At 73.3% G+C, this 13,158-nt stretch carries 13 protein-coding genes and 1 riboswitch; of the genes, 8 read left to right on the plus strand and 5 right to left on the minus strand.

Features of this window, described 5'->3' with window-relative positions; translation table 11 throughout:
- The first annotated feature begins 123 nt into the window (after window positions 1–123).
- The 3 genes from ABT034_RS11080 to ABT034_RS11090 are packed head-to-tail and all read left to right on the plus strand — an operon-like array spanning window position 124 to window position 3,287.
- On the plus strand, window positions 124–1,839 hold the full coding sequence (locus tag ABT034_RS11080) for an AbeC-like domain-containing protein (RefSeq protein WP_351213588.1): 1,716 nt from the start codon (window positions 124–126) through the stop codon (window positions 1,837–1,839).
- Window positions 1,832–2,224, plus strand: coding sequence for a hypothetical protein (locus ABT034_RS11085; protein ID WP_351213590.1), 393 nt, complete (start codon window positions 1,832–1,834; stop codon window positions 2,222–2,224). The genes ABT034_RS11080 and ABT034_RS11085 overlap by 8 nt, the downstream gene beginning before the upstream one ends.
- A 1-nt stretch (window position 2,225) precedes the next feature.
- Window positions 2,226–3,287, plus strand: coding sequence for a serine/threonine kinase C-terminal domain-containing protein (locus ABT034_RS11090; protein ID WP_351213592.1), 1,062 nt, complete (start codon window positions 2,226–2,228; stop codon window positions 3,285–3,287).
- Between the two features lie 28 nt (window positions 3,288–3,315).
- Here ABT034_RS11090 and ABT034_RS11095 read toward each other — a convergent pair whose 3' ends face one another.
- Window positions 3,316–3,843, minus strand: coding sequence for a carboxymuconolactone decarboxylase family protein (locus ABT034_RS11095; RefSeq protein WP_351213594.1), 528 nt, complete (start codon window positions 3,841–3,843; stop codon window positions 3,316–3,318).
- A gap of 47 nt (window positions 3,844–3,890) precedes the next feature.
- On the opposite strand from ABT034_RS11095, the gene pdxR reads away from it, so the two are divergent.
- Window positions 3,891–5,306, plus strand: coding sequence for a MocR-like pyridoxine biosynthesis transcription factor PdxR (gene pdxR, locus ABT034_RS11100; protein WP_351213596.1), 1,416 nt, complete (start codon window positions 3,891–3,893; stop codon window positions 5,304–5,306).
- A gap of 7 nt (window positions 5,307–5,313) precedes the next feature.
- On the opposite strand, the gene ABT034_RS11105 is transcribed toward pdxR, so the two are convergent.
- Window positions 5,314–6,168 carry a hypothetical protein gene (locus ABT034_RS11105; protein ID WP_351213762.1) on the minus strand — a complete coding sequence of 285 codons (855 nt, stop codon included), beginning with the start codon at window positions 6,166–6,168 and terminating at the stop codon, window positions 5,314–5,316.
- Window positions 6,169–6,313: 145 nt separating this feature from the next.
- Between ABT034_RS11105 and ABT034_RS11110 the strand changes: the two genes are divergently transcribed.
- Both ABT034_RS11110 and ABT034_RS11115 read left to right on the plus strand, forming a co-directional pair.
- Complete coding sequence (locus tag ABT034_RS11110; RefSeq protein ID WP_351213598.1) at window positions 6,314–6,610, plus strand: hypothetical protein; 297 nt, start codon at window positions 6,314–6,316, stop codon at window positions 6,608–6,610.
- A gap of 13 nt (window positions 6,611–6,623) precedes the next feature.
- The gene (locus ABT034_RS11115; RefSeq protein WP_351213599.1) at window positions 6,624–7,808 is read left to right on the plus strand and encodes a glutathionylspermidine synthase family protein; all 1,185 of its coding nucleotides are present in this window, start codon (window positions 6,624–6,626) and stop codon (window positions 7,806–7,808) included.
- A gap of 56 nt (window positions 7,809–7,864) precedes the next feature.
- Here the strand turns inward: ABT034_RS11115 and rocD are convergent, their stop codons facing one another.
- Window positions 7,865–9,070: an ornithine--oxo-acid transaminase gene (rocD, locus tag ABT034_RS11120; RefSeq protein ID WP_351213601.1), complete on the minus strand. Its 1,206-nt coding sequence runs from the start codon at window positions 9,068–9,070 to the stop codon at window positions 7,865–7,867.
- 123 nt (window positions 9,071–9,193) lie between these two features.
- Window positions 9,194–9,284, plus strand: a riboswitch (ZMP/ZTP riboswitch).
- 73 nt (window positions 9,285–9,357) lie between these two features.
- On the opposite strand from rocD, the gene glyA reads away from it, so the two are divergent.
- Window positions 9,358–10,623, plus strand: coding sequence for a serine hydroxymethyltransferase (gene glyA / locus ABT034_RS11125; protein ID WP_351213603.1), 1,266 nt, complete (start codon window positions 9,358–9,360; stop codon window positions 10,621–10,623).
- Between the two features lie 55 nt (window positions 10,624–10,678).
- Here the strand turns inward: glyA and ABT034_RS11130 are convergent, their stop codons facing one another.
- On the minus strand, window positions 10,679–11,497 hold the full coding sequence (locus ABT034_RS11130) for a hypothetical protein (RefSeq protein ID WP_351213605.1): 819 nt from the start codon (window positions 11,495–11,497) through the stop codon (window positions 10,679–10,681).
- Window positions 11,490–12,086 carry an RNA polymerase sigma factor gene (locus tag ABT034_RS11135; protein WP_351213607.1) on the minus strand — a complete coding sequence of 199 codons (597 nt, stop codon included), beginning with the start codon at window positions 12,084–12,086 and terminating at the stop codon, window positions 11,490–11,492. Before ABT034_RS11135 ends, ABT034_RS11130 begins: the two co-directional genes overlap by 8 nt.
- 56 nt (window positions 12,087–12,142) lie before the next feature.
- Between ABT034_RS11135 and trpS the strand changes: the two genes are divergently transcribed.
- On the plus strand, window positions 12,143–13,156 hold the full coding sequence (gene trpS / locus ABT034_RS11140) for a tryptophan--tRNA ligase (protein WP_351213609.1): 1,014 nt from the start codon (window positions 12,143–12,145) through the stop codon (window positions 13,154–13,156).
- The last annotated feature ends 2 nt before the right edge of the window (window positions 13,157–13,158 follow it).

Genomic DNA, 13,158 nt, shown 5'->3' on the forward strand with positions numbered 1-13,158 from the left:
CCGACACCGAACCCCGACCTCCCCTATGCTGACCCACCGGTCCGCGGCCAAGTGAGCCGTGGACGCGGACAGTTACACATCATCGGGGGAGCCTTGACGCAGTCGTCCATTCCACAGCAGCCCGTGGGGCCACCCCCCACGGCACCGGCCGCCGACCCCCGCCGGTTACCCGCCTCCAGCGAGGCGACCCGGCTGCTCTGCGCCGGCACGTACCTCGACGACGGCTTCCGTGACGCGGTCATCGACCAGCTGTACGTCCACGAGGAGCGCTTCGCCGCCCCCTCCCTCGGCTACGACGCGAGCCGCGTCCTCGCCCACGCGCTGCGCGCCCGCCGCGTCGAACTCGGCTGGGCCGCCGGCATCCTGGCCCTCTGGATCATCGCGATCCCGCTCACCAAGGGCCTGGTCGCCCTCCTGATCGCCCCCTTCCTGATCCTCGGCCTGGCCCGCTGGGTCCGCGGCCGGTCCGCCACCGCCCCCGTCTACCGGGTCGTCCCCGCCTTCCTGCTGCGCTGGTACGGGCGGTTCATGCTCCTCCAGTCCGTCGTGTTCCTCTTCCTCCTCGCCGTCGGTGACGAGGACTCCGGCGGCGAGATCCTCAGCGGCTCCGCGGAGGCGGGTGACTTCCTCGCCTTCGCGGTGAGCCTCGCCGCCGAGGAGATGTGGGGCATCGGCGCCCTCGAGGTGTGGATCACCGTCGCCGTGCCGCTCCTCGTGGCCTGGGCGGTGGCCACCCAGCGCGGCCAGTTCGCCCGCGCGCTCACCCAGGAACTCTCCCGGGAGCGCTTCCCCGACCAGCGCTCCGACCCGGCCGAGCAGGCCGAGGGCGCCCGGTCCCGCCGCCTCCGCGACCGCATCCGCCTCGAACAGCACGCGCGGCTCGTCATGTACGGGGCCGACGACCCGTTCTGCGGCGCCGGTGAGCCGTACGAGCCCTGGTCGCTCTCCGTCGAGCTGCGCCCCCGCAAGAACCTGGAGGGCTCGGCGCCCGAACCGCTCGACAACAGCGCCATCATGCGGCACGTCGTCCCGCTCGTGGAGGCGCTGCGCGTCCCCTCGCCGCACGGCTCGCCGCAGCTCCGGGCGGCCGTACGGGACCGGCTGCGCGAGCTGGAGATCGACGAGGTCGTCTTCCTCCCGGTCGACGGGCTGCCGGCCCGCGCCGCCGCCCCGTACACCCCTGAGGGCTTCGAGGCACACCGCTCCGGCGCCATCGAGGAGGGCGGCGAGAGCCGCCGGCACTTCCTGCGCGTCCGGGTCGGCGGCTGGGGCGAGGAGATCGTCACGACCGTCTTCGTCCGCGTCCACACGCAGGGCGGGATGCTGATGCTGGAGGTGGCGCCGCACGTACTCCGGCCGGTGAAGCCGCTCTACCGGTACGCCGACCGGATCGCCCACCGCTACCGGCACAACCACCTCTTCGGCAGGGCCGTCTGGGCCCTGGGCCAGACCCCGCGCTCCGCCGGGCAGGCCCTGGTCACGGTCGGGCGCTCGCTCGCCCACGGCTGGCGGCTGCTCACCGCGGGCCACGCCCACGCGCTGCCCGAGGGCCCCGCGGTCTCGGTCCGCGAACTCGGCTCCGACGACGAGGCCTCGCTCTTCCAGGAGATGGACGTCAGCCGCTATCTCAAGAGCGTGCAGGACCGGGTCGCCAACGGTGTGACGGTCGCGCTCCGCGAAGCCGGTTACGAGACCGCCGAGTTCGAACAGAAGATCGTGCACGTCGCCGAGGGCGGCACGTTCATCGAGAACACCAAGGGCAACGTCACCCTCGGCAACCACAACACCGTCACCAGCAAGACCTTCAACACCGCGACGACCGGAGGCAACCGTGGCTGAGACCGGGAACGGCACCCCTGACGACCGCGCCCGTGGCGGCATCCACGTCACCAACACCGGGGGCAGCGTCACCATCGGCGACCACAACACCGTCACCCACACGGTGAACGGCGACCAGCCGGCCCGCGACCCCCGGCAGGAGGCGCTGCTCCAGGCCATCCGCCGGCTCCGCGCCGACCTCGGAGGCATCGTGCCCTCCGAGCAGACGGCCGCCCTCGACGCCGAACTCTCCGACGCGGAGGACGAGATCGAGGGCACGGGCAGAGCGGACACGGGGCGCCTGACCCGGCTGCGCCGCGCCCTCACGGACGCGGGCGCGGTGACCGGGATCCTCGCCTCGGGAGTGACCGTCGGCCAGGCCGTCGGCACCCTGCTCGGAGGGTGAGATGAGCGGTAACGGGGGCGGGGGCGGGGACGGGGCCCGCTGGAACGACGAGACGCAGAGCTGGGAACGGGGCGGGGCGGTGCCCGGCACCGGGGCCGGCATCGGTCCCGGTCCCGGTCCCGGCCCCGTAGGGGGACCCGGAGCCGGGGGCGGGCCCGTCGTGCCTCCGCCTCCGCCTCCGCCGGAATACGCCCCTGAGTACGCCCCTGGTGTCGCCCCGGAGGTTGCCCCTGGGGTCGCGCCGGAGTACGCGCCGGAGTTCACCCCTGGGGTCGCGCCGGAGTTCGCCCCCGCGCACGTCCCCGTATACGTGCCGGAGACGGGCGGCTGGCAGCATCCCGGCTCCGGTTCGGCCGCCCCGGCGGCCCGTCCGCGCGCGCGTGCGGCGGTTGCGGCCGGCGTCGCCGTGGCCGTCCTGGCGGCGGGCTCCGTCGGCGGCTGGCTGCTGTGGGGCAGGGGCGACGCCGAACCCCCGGCGGTGAGCGGCCCGCCGGCCTCCGTCCCGGTGGTCCCGGAGACCACCGACCCCACCGACCCCACCTCCGGCACGTCGTCGCCCTCCGAGACGCCGTCGCCCTCCGACACGTCCGCCTCCCCGGGCGGCGACGTGCCGCCGCCCGGCTACCGCGCCGTCGAGGACCTCAAGGGCTTCACGATCGCCGTCCCCGAGGGCTGGGACCGGACCGAGTCCGACCAGGGCGTCTTCTACAACGCGCCGGACCGCCGCAGCCTGCTGCAGGTCTTCGTGGTCACCGAGTCCGGTCTGACGCCGTACGAGGCCCTGCGGGGGGCCTCCGAGGACGGCCGGGCCAACAAGCCCGGCTACCAGGAGATCAGCCTCGAACAGGTCACGGGAGAAGCGGGCGCCCCGGCCGACTCCGTCGAGCTGGTGTACGCGTACGACCGGGACGACGGCAGCCGCCGCAAGGTCGTCGACCGGGCCTTCACGGCCGCGGACGGCACCCACTACGCGATCCTGGCCGCCGGCCCGGAGAGCGCGTGGCCGAAGCAGCGCGAAGTCCTCCGCGTGGCCCTGGACTCCTTCCGCCCGGGCGCGCACTGACCCCGGGCGCCCCCCCTCCCGCCCCCGGTCAGGCGGAGCGGGGGGTGTAGTGGCCGGGCGTCATCCGAGTGGTGACGGCGATCCGGTTCCAGGCGTTGATGACGACGATCGCGCTGATGACCCGAGAGAGTTCGGTCTCGTCGAAGTGCGCGGCGGCCTGGGCGTACACCTCGTCGGGGACGGAACCCTCGGTGAGGACGGTGACGGACTCGGTCAGCGCGAGGGCCGCGAGTTCCCGCTCGGTGTAGAAGTGCCGGGACTCCTCCCAGGCGGAGAGCTGCACGATCCGCTCGACGGTCTCACCCTCCGCGAGCGCGTCCTTGGTGTGCATGTCGATGCAGAACGCGCAGCGGTTGACCTGCGAGGCCCGGATCTTGATCAGGTGGTAGAGGGTCGGGTCGATGTCCTGCGCGGCCGCCGCGTCCAGCCGGCGCATCGCCCGGTAGAACTCGGGGACGCGCTCTGCGAGGGGCAGCCGGGGGGCGTGCTCGGGGGCGTACTCGACGTTCGAGGCGGTGGCCGTGGCGGTCTCGGTGAGGGTCGTGTGCGTGGTCATGTCTCTCACCGTACGAGCCGGGTGGCGCAGGGGTATGGTCCATTTCCATGGCAAACGAGTGGGCCACTTTCGGGGCCGACCTGCACCTGGAACTCCGGGGTCCGCGCCTGCGGGCCGGTCTCATGGACGCCCTGCGGGAGGCGGTGCGCACCGGGCGTCTTGAGGCCGGCACCCGGCTGCCGTCGTCCCGTACGCTCGCCGCCGACCTCGGAATGGCCCGCAACACCGTCGCCGACGCCTACGCCGAACTGGTCGCCGAGGGCTGGCTGACCGCCCGGCAGGGCTCCGGCACCGTGGTGGCCCGCCGCGCCGAGCCCCGTACGGCGGTGCGCCCGCCCCCCGTCTCCTCGCCCGTGCTCTCCCTGTCCCGGCCCGCCGCGCCCGCGCACAACCTGCGGGCGGGCACCCCCGACCTCGCGTCCTTCCCGCGCGCCGAGTGGCTCAAGGCGTACCGGCGGGCGCTCACCGACGCCCCGAACGAGGCCTTCGGGTACGGCGACGCGCGCGGCCGGATCGAACTGCGCACCGCCCTCGCCGAGTACCTCTCCCGTGCGCGGGGCGTGCACGCCCGGCCCGAACGGATCGTCATCTGCGCGGGCTTCGTGCACGGCCTGATGCTGATCGGCCAGGTGCTGCGGAACCGGGGCGTACGGAACGTGGCGGTCGAGTCGTACGGGCTCGGCCTCCACGCCGGTCTCCTCACCGGGGCGGGCCTCGGGACCCCGGTCCTCCCCTTCGACGAACGCGGCACCAGGGTGGACGAGCGGGGGGCGCTCGCCTCCGCCGGGGCCGTCCTCATGACGGCCGCCCACCAGTTCCCGCTGGGCGGCGCCCTGCCCCCCGACCGGCGGGCGGCCGTCGTCGACTGGGCGCGGGCGTCCGGCGGCTTCGTCCTGGAGGACGACTACGACGGGGAGTTCCGCTACGACAGACAGCCGGTCGGCGCGCTCCAGGGCCTCGACCCCGAACGGGTCGTCTACTTCGGCACCGCGAGCAAGTCCCTCGCCCCCGGGCTGCGGCTCGCCTGGATGGTGCTGCCGGAGAGCCTGGCCGGCGAGGTGGCGGCGACGAAGGGGGCCGTGGATTGGACGTCGAGCGCGCCGGACCAGCTGGCGTTCGCGGAGTTCCTGCGCTCGGGGGCGTACGACCGGCACGTACGGGCGATGCGGCTGCGCTACCGGCGCCGCCGCGACCAGTTGGTGGCGGCGGTGGCCGCGCACTCGCCCGACACCAGGGTCAGCGGGATCGCGGCCGGTCTCCACGCGGTCCTCGCCCTGCCGCCCGGCACCGAACAGGCCGTCCTGCGGTCCGCCGCCTGGCACGGCCTCGCCGTCCAGGGCGTCAACCAGTTCCGCCGCCCCACGGTCCCCCCGACCCTGGACGGCCTCGTCGTCGGCTACGCCACCCCTCCCGACAGCGCCTGGAACGGCGCCCTCCAGAGCCTCTGCCGGGTGCTGCCCTGAAGTGCTGTCAGGAGGCCTCGGGGTGTGCCGGGTCCGTGGGACGCGTACCGAGGTCCGCCTCAGGGGCCTCCCCGAAGCGGGCCAGGGCCAGGGAGCCGGCCACCGCCACGGCGAAGCCGGCGACCGCGAGCCAGCCGAATCCTTCCCGCGTGCGGTCCCCGAGCCAGACCACCCCGACCACCGCCGGTCCGATCGTCTCGCCGAGCACCATGCCCGCCGTCGCCGTGGTCACCGAGCCCCGCTGGAGCGCCGAGGTCAGGAGGAGGAACGCCGCGCCGCCGCCGACGAGCAGGGCGTACAGGACCGGGTCGGTGAAGTCGATGCCGTCGAACAGCCGCACCCCCACCTCCACCACCCCGAAACCGAAGCCAGCGCCCAGGCCGAGGACCAGCGAGCGCGGCCGGTCCGGCAGCCGGCCGCCCACCACGCCGAGCAGCAGCACGCCGAACGCGGTCGCGAGCAGTGCCCACCGGAGCGCCTCCGAGCCGTCCCGGTGGCCCTCCTCGCCCGAGGCGAGGGCGAGCAGGGCGAGCCCGGCGCAGACCACGGCCACGGCCGTCCACTCCACCCGGCTCAGCCGCACCGGAAGCAGCCGGGAGGCGACGACCGCAGTGACCGCCAGGCTCGCGGCGAGGGCCGCGCCCACCGCGTAGATGGGCAGCGTCCGCAGGGCGACGACCTCCAGGGCGAAACCCAGACCGTCGAGGCCGAGACCGGCGACGTACCGCCACTGCCGCAGCGCCCGCCACAGCAGCGCGACGTCGACGCCGCCGCCGGTCCCCGGTGTCGCGGCGCGGGCCGCCATTGCCTGGAGGACCGAGGCCGCGCCGAAACAGACGGACGAGGCGAGCGCGCAAATCATCCCGAGCAGCACGAAACGACTCTAGGGCGTGCGGCCGGAAACCACCGGCCTACACTGTGCGGTCGCGGCAGACGTGAACGCGACAAGCGTGAGCGTGGAGGTCGGGACCGTGGCGGTCGCGACCGCGAAGGGGAGGGCGACGGACATGCGCAGGCTGAGGTCGAGCACGGTGGTGCTCGGCGGGATGGGCGTGCTCGCGGCGACGATCACCGCGTGCGGCTCCGAGCCGGACCGGCGGTGCGTGGACCCGCTGACCCGGGAGGAGCTGCCCCGCTACGAGTGCGAGAGCGGCGGTGGCGGCGATGACGACGACGGCGCGACCCACCGGGGCTCGTACTACTACGGCGGATCCCTCCGCGACAACCGCGTGAGCGGCGGCAGCTTCGACAAGAAGGCCGTGGACACCGGCGGCTTCGGCTGCTCCGGTTCCGGCGGCGGCTGAGAGGGCCCGGCACATGGAACGGCACACCATCGAACCCCGGCCCGGCTGGCAGGAGACGGTGGAGGAGCAGGGGCTCGTCTACCCGCTGACCCGCTACCCGGACGGCTCGCTCCGCCCGTACTGGGACGAGAGCGCGTACTACTCCTTCACCCTGCCCGAGGTCGAGGCCCTCGAAGAGGTCGTCGAGGAGCTGCACGCCATGAGCCTGGCGGCGGCCGCGCACATCGTCGAGCGGGAACGGTTCGCCGAGCTCGGGATCACCGATCCGAAGCTGGTCGCCCGGGTCGCCGAGTCCTGGCGCCGCCGCGCCGAACTGCCGTCCCTCTACGGGCGGTTCGACCTGCACTACGACGGTACGGGCCCGGCGAAGATGCTGGAGTACAACGCGGACACCCCCACCTCGCTCGTGGAGGCCGCGAGCCCGCAGTGGTTCTGGATGGAGGAGCGGTTCCCCGGCGCCGACCAGTGGAACTCCCTCCACGAACGGCTCGTCGACGCCTGGAAGCGGCAGGCGTCGCTGCTGCCGCCGGGCCCCGTCCACTTCGTCCACTCCGACGGCGACGAACTCGGCGAGGACCTGATGACGGTCGCGTACCTGCGCGAGACCGCCCAGCAGGCCGGCCTCGACACCGAGGCGCTCTCCGTCGAACGGATCGGCTGGGACCGGCTCTCGCGCCGCTTCGTGGACGACCGGCTCCGCTTCATCCGCAGCTGCTTCAAGCTCTACCCGTGGGAGTGGCTGACCACCGACCGCTTCGGCCGGCACGTCCTGGACACCCTCGACAACGGCGGCGGCACCGGCACGACCTGCTGGATCGAGCCCGCCTGGAAGATGCTGCTCTCCAACAAGGCACTCCTCGCCATCCTGTGGGAGCTGTACCCGGGCCACCCGAACCTGCTGCCCGCCTACCTCGACGGACCGCGCGAACTAGCCTCGACCACCGGCTGGGTGGCCAAGCCGCTGCTCGGCCGCGAGGGCGCGGGCGTCACCCTCCACGAGACCGGCACGGAGCCGTTCGTACGGGACGGGGAGCCCTGCTGCTACCAGGAGCTGGCCCCGCTGCCCGACTTCGACGGCAACCGGGTGGTGCTCGGCGCGTGGGTCGTCGAGAACGAGGCGGCGGGACTCGGCATACGGGAGTCGTCGGGCCTCGTCACCGACGAGTACGCCCGCTTCCTCCCGCACGTGATCCTCTGACCGCCCCGCCCTCGGGGCCCGGCCCCAGGACGCGGTCCTCGGGGCCCGGCCCGGCCTCAGTCCGACAACACGCCCCTCAGCTGCTCCAGACCCCAGTCCAGGTCCTCCTTCGAGATCACCAGGGGCGGCGCGATCCGGATCGTCGAACCATGGGTGTCCTTCACCAGGACACCCCGCTCCATCAGCTTCTCCGAGATCTCCCGGCCCGTACCCCGCGACGGCGTGATGTCCACCCCGGCCCACAGCCCGCGCCCGCGCACCGCCTCCACCGCCCCGCCGCCCACGAGCAGCCCCAGCTCCGCGTGGAGATGCTCGCCCAGCTCCGCCGCCCGCTCCTGGTACTCACCCGACCGCAGCATCGCGATCACCTCGAGGGCCACCGCGCACGCCAGCGGGTTCCCGCCGAACGTCGACCCGTGCTCACCCGGCCGGAACACGCCCAGCACGTCGCGGTCGGCGACCACCGCCGACACCGGCACCACCCCGCCGCCCAGCGCCTTCCCCAAGACGTACACGTCCGGCACCACGCCCTCGTGCTCGCACGCGAACGTCCTCCCCGTCCGGCCGAGGCCCGACTGGATCTCGTCCGCCACGAACAGCACGTTCCGCCGGCGCGTCAGCTCCCGCACCCCCGCCAGGTAGCCGGCCGGCGGGACCAGGACCCCCGCCTCGCCCTGGATCGGTTCGATCAGCACGGCCACCGTGTTCTCGGTGACCGCCGCCTCCATCGCCGTCAGATCCCCGTACGGCACGATCTCGAAGCCCGGCGTGTACGGGCCGTAGTGGTCCCGGGCCTCGTGGTCCGTGGAGAAGCTGACGATCGTCGTCGTCCTGCCGTGGAAGTTGTTCGCCGCGACCACGATCTTCGCGTGCCCGTCCGGCACGCCCTTCACCTCGTACCCCCACTTCCTGGCGGTCTTCACGGCCGTCTCGACCGCCTCCGCGCCGGTGTTCATCGGCAGCACCGCCTCCTTGCCGCACAACTCGGCGAGTTGGGTGCAGAAGTCGGCGAACCGGTCGTGGTGGAAGGCGCGCGAGGTCAGCGTCACCCGCTCCAGCTGGGCCTTCGCCGCGTCGATCAGACGCCGGTTGCCGTGCCCGAAGTTGAGCGCCGAGTACCCGGCGAGCAGGTCGAGGTAGCGGCGCCCCTCGACATCGGTCATCCAGGCGCCGTCCGCCGAAGCGACGACGACCGGCAGGGGGTGGTAGTTGTGAGCGCTGTGCGCCTCCGCCGAAGCGATCGCGTCTTGTGTGCCCGACACGGGATCTCCGTTCGTCCTGCGGCTCGCGGGATGGACCCGCCGAAGGGGTGTGGCCCCCTGTTTCTATCGTCGCTCGGATGATGGGCGGGGAAACCTCGCGCGCGGCGCGCCCGCTACTCTGAAAACACGCACGGCGACTGGCGCACGGGGAAACGACCCCGGGGGAGCCGTGTGCGGCAGACCACACGGGACGCCGCCCGCCTGGGCGTCACGGGACCGAAGTCCCGCGTGGCGCCGCGCCTCTCGCACAGTGCCCCGGGACCCACCGACGCCCGGAGGATCCCCGCATGAACACCCCGCAGCATCCCGCACTCGCCGCCGCCGACCCCGAGCTCGCCGACCTCGTCGGCGCCGAGGAACGGCTCCAGGCCGAGACCCTGCGTCTCATCCCCAGCGAGAACTACGTCTCCGCCGCCGTCCTCGAAGCCTCCGGCACCGTCCTCCAGAACAAGTACAGCGAGGGCTACCCCGGCCGCCGCTACTACGAGGGCCAGCAGATCATCGACCAGGTCGAGGCCCTCGCCGTCGAGCGCGCCAAGGCCGTCTTCGGCGTCGAGCACGCCAACGTCCAGCCCTACTCCGGCTCCCCGGCCAACCTCGCCGTCTACCTCGCCTTCGCCGAGCCCGGCGACACCGTCATGGGCATGGCCCTGCCGATGGGCGGCCACCTCACCCACGGCTGGGGCGTCTCCGCCACCGGCAAGTGGTTCCGCGGCGTCCAGTACGGCGTCCGCCAGGACACCGGCCTCGTCGACTTCGACCAGGTCCGGGAACTGGCCCTCAAGGAACGCCCCAAGGTGATCTTCTGCGGCGGCACCGCGCTGCCCCGCACGATCGACTTCGCCGCCTTCGGCGAGATCGCCCGTGAGGCCGGTGCCGTGCTCGTCGCCGACGTCGCCCACATCGCCGGCCTCATCGCCGGCGGCGCCCACCCGTCCCCGGTCCCGCACGTGGACGTGATCTCCACGACCACCCACAAGACCCTGCGCGGCCCGCGCGGCGCCATGCTCATGTCCCGCGAGGAGCACGCCAAGGCGCTCGACAAGGCCGTCTTCCCCGGCCTCCAGGGCGGCCCCCACAACCAGACCACCGCCGCCATCGCCGTCGCCCTCCGCGAGGCCTCCCAGCCCTCCTTCCGCGCCTACGCCCACGCCGTCGTCGCCAACGCCAGGGCCCTCGCCGAGGCGCTCCTCGCCCGCGGCTTCGACCTGGTCTCCGGCGGCACCGACAACCATCTGATCCTGATGGACCTGACCCCCAAGCAGGTCCCGGGCAAGATCGCCGCGAAGGCCCTCGACCGGGCCGGCATCGTCGTCAACTACAACACCGTCCCCTACGACCCCCGGAAGCCCTTCGACCCCTCCGGCATCCGCATCGGCACCCCCTCCCTCACCTCCCGCGGCCTCACCCCGGAGCACATGGACCAGGTCGCCGACTGGATCGACCGCGGCGTCACGGCGGCCGGCACGGGCGACGAGGGCGCCCTCCGCACGGTCCGCGCCGAGGTCGCCGACCTGATGGCCGCCCACCCGGCCCCGGGCCTCCCCGTCTGACGGCCCCGGGGACCTGACCGCCCAGACCTGACCGCCCAGACCTGACCGCCAGGACCTATCCGCCCACCGACTCCGCCGCCCGGCGGGCCTCCTCGCGGTCCGGTATGCCTTCGAGCCGGAAGGTGAGCGCGCCCCCGCTCCTCGTCCAGAGGAGCGTGGGGCCCGCCGTGCGGACCTCGTGCGTCCAGGCCGCGCCCGCCCCGTCCGTCATCGGGACCGTCAGGAGATGCGGGGCCGCGAACCAGTAGCCCTGCGCGCCGTCCGGCAGGTCGACCCACTCCGGCCGCGTCCTGACCTGCTTGGCGAAGCCGATGTCCAGCCGGGCCGGGAACTCGTCGAGCCGGACCGTCCGCCCCCCGTCGCGCCAGCACAGGCTGATCACCGCCCGGCCCCGCTCGGCCGACCCCGTCACCGCGACCGCGTCCGGAGCGCCGAGCGCCCTCGGTATCAGCGGCTCGAAGCCCGCCTGGCGCCCCGCGTCCGCCAACGGCACCGGATCCGCGCATCCCGGCACCGCGCCACCGGCCGGGGCAGGGTGCCCCTCCGGGTCGTACCGCACGGTGACCCCGCCGAAGCCGAACCAGTCCGCCACCGCCGCCCGAACCGGCGGGGTGAGCACCAGGACGACCAACACCCCGGTCAGGCCCGCGACCAGCGCCCGCCACCGCTCGCGCGCCCACCCCCGCACCGACGCCCACCGGCTCCGTACCGGAACGGGCGCGGGCACGGGCGCCGGCGTCGGCACCCGCTCGGCGAGGAGCTGCGCGAGCACCCGCTCGGCCATCGTCTCGCCGTCCACGTCAGGCACCCGCAGCCGCCGCCCGAGCTCCCGTAGTTCGTCCGGCAGTTCACCCGGCCGCCGCTCGTCAGCCACGCCCCCCACCTCCTTCCCGGTCTCCGTCCAGCACCAGTCCCAGCTTCTTCAGCGCCCGGCTCAGCCGGGACTTCACCGTCCCCTTCGGCCAGCCGAGCGCCTGGGCCGTCTCCGTCTCGTCCAGCTCCAGGAGATAGCGGTGGATCACCACCTGCCGGTGGGCCTCGGTGAGCCCGTCGAGGGCGTCGAGGAGCCGCCGGCTCCGCTCCCGCTCCTCGGCCGCCACCGCCGGGTCCGCCGACTCCGGTATCCGCGGCTCGCCCCCGAGCAGGTCCGCCTCCCGGTCGGCGACGGCCCGCTGCCGACCCGCCGCCCGCACTGTGTTCCTGGTCTCATTGACCACGATCCGCAACAGCCACGGCCGGAAAGCCGCTCCCTCCTGGAACCGCCCGAGGGAGCGGTACGCCTTGAAGAAGGCCTGCTGCACCACGTCCTCGGCCTCCGCGCCCGCACCGCACGCCACGGCCGCTCTCAGCGCGACCGCCGTGTGCGCGCGGACCAGCGCCGCGTACGCCTCCGGCTCTCCGGCGCGTACCCGAGCGATCACCGCGGCCTCGTCGTCGACCAGGCCCCCCTCCCGCGTCCTCACACTCTTGATACACCGGCAGTCCGGGATCGGTTCCCACACCTGAGAGAATGATGTGCATGGCCTCTGACAGTCCCCGTGTGCTCTCCGGAATCCAGCCCACCGCAGGCTCGTTCCACCTCGGCAACTACCTCGGCGCCGTCCGCCAGTGGGTCGCCCTGCAGGAGACCCACGACGCGTTCTACATGGTCGTCGACCTGCACGCGATCACGGTCCCGCAGGACCCCGCCGAGCTGCGCGCCAACACCCGGCTCGCCGCCGCCCAGCTGCTGGCCGCCGGCCTCGACCCGGAGCGCTGCACCCTCTTCGTCCAGAGCCACGTCCCCGAGCACGCACAGCTCGGCTGGGTCATGAACTGCCTCACCGGCTTCGGCGAGGCCTCCCGCATGACCCAGTTCAAGGACAAGTCCGCGAAGCAGGGCGCCGACCGCGCCACCGTCGGACTCTTCACGTACCCGATCCTCCAGGTCGCGGACATCCTGCTCTACCAGGCCAACGAGGTCCCGGTCGGCGAGGACCAGCGCCAGCACATCGAGCTCACCCGCGACCTCGCGGAGCGCTTCAACGGCCGCTTCGGCGCGACCTTCACGATCCCCAAGCCGTACATCCTCAAGGAGACGGCGAAGATCTACGACCTCCAGGACCCGGCGGTCAAGATGAGCAAGTCGGCGTCCACGCCGAAGGGCCTCATCAACCTCCTGGACGAGCCGAAGGCCACCGCGAAGAAGGTCAAGAGCGCGGTCACCGACACCGACACGGTGATCCGCTTCGACCCGGAGAACAAGGCGGGCGTCTCCAACCTGCTCACGATCATGTCCACGCTCACCTCCACGTCCGTCGAGGACCTGGTGAAGAGCTACGAGGGCAAGATGTACGGCGCGCTGAAGACGGATCTCGCCGAGGTCATGGTGGACTTCGTCACTCCCTTCCGGGCCCGCACCCAGGAATATCTGGACGACCCCGAGACGCTGGACTCTGTCCTGGCCAAGGGAGCGGAGAAGGCGCGCGCGGTCGCGGCGGAGACGCTGGCGCAGACGTACGAGCGGATGGGTTTCCTGCCCGCCAAGCACTGAGG

The sequence above is a fragment of the Streptomyces sp. NPDC002773 genome (assembly GCF_040295605.1).
Taxonomy (GTDB): Bacteria; Actinomycetota; Actinomycetes; order Streptomycetales; family Streptomycetaceae; genus Streptomyces.

What these genes read in the sequence shown, in the direction of transcription:
- ABT034_RS11115 (WP_351213599.1), top strand. Translation starts at nt 6,624, where the DNA reads ATGGAACGGCACACCATCGAACCCCGGCCCGGCTGGCAGGAGACGGTG.
- ABT034_RS11105 (WP_351213762.1), bottom strand. Translation starts at nt 6,168, where the DNA reads ATGATTTGCGCGCTCGCCTCGTCCGTCTGTTTCGGCGCGGCCTCGGTC.
- ABT034_RS11110 (WP_351213598.1), top strand. Translation starts at nt 6,314, where the DNA reads ATGCGCAGGCTGAGGTCGAGCACGGTGGTGCTCGGCGGGATGGGCGTG.
- ABT034_RS11090 (WP_351213592.1), top strand. Translation starts at nt 2,226, where the DNA reads ATGAGCGGTAACGGGGGCGGGGGCGGGGACGGGGCCCGCTGGAACGAC.
- glyA (WP_351213603.1), top strand. Translation starts at nt 9,358, where the DNA reads ATGAACACCCCGCAGCATCCCGCACTCGCCGCCGCCGACCCCGAGCTC.
- pdxR (WP_351213596.1), top strand. Translation starts at nt 3,891, where the DNA reads ATGGCAAACGAGTGGGCCACTTTCGGGGCCGACCTGCACCTGGAACTC.
- trpS (WP_351213609.1), top strand. Translation starts at nt 12,143, where the DNA reads ATGGCCTCTGACAGTCCCCGTGTGCTCTCCGGAATCCAGCCCACCGCA.
- ABT034_RS11095 (WP_351213594.1), bottom strand. Translation starts at nt 3,843, where the DNA reads ATGACCACGCACACGACCCTCACCGAGACCGCCACGGCCACCGCCTCG.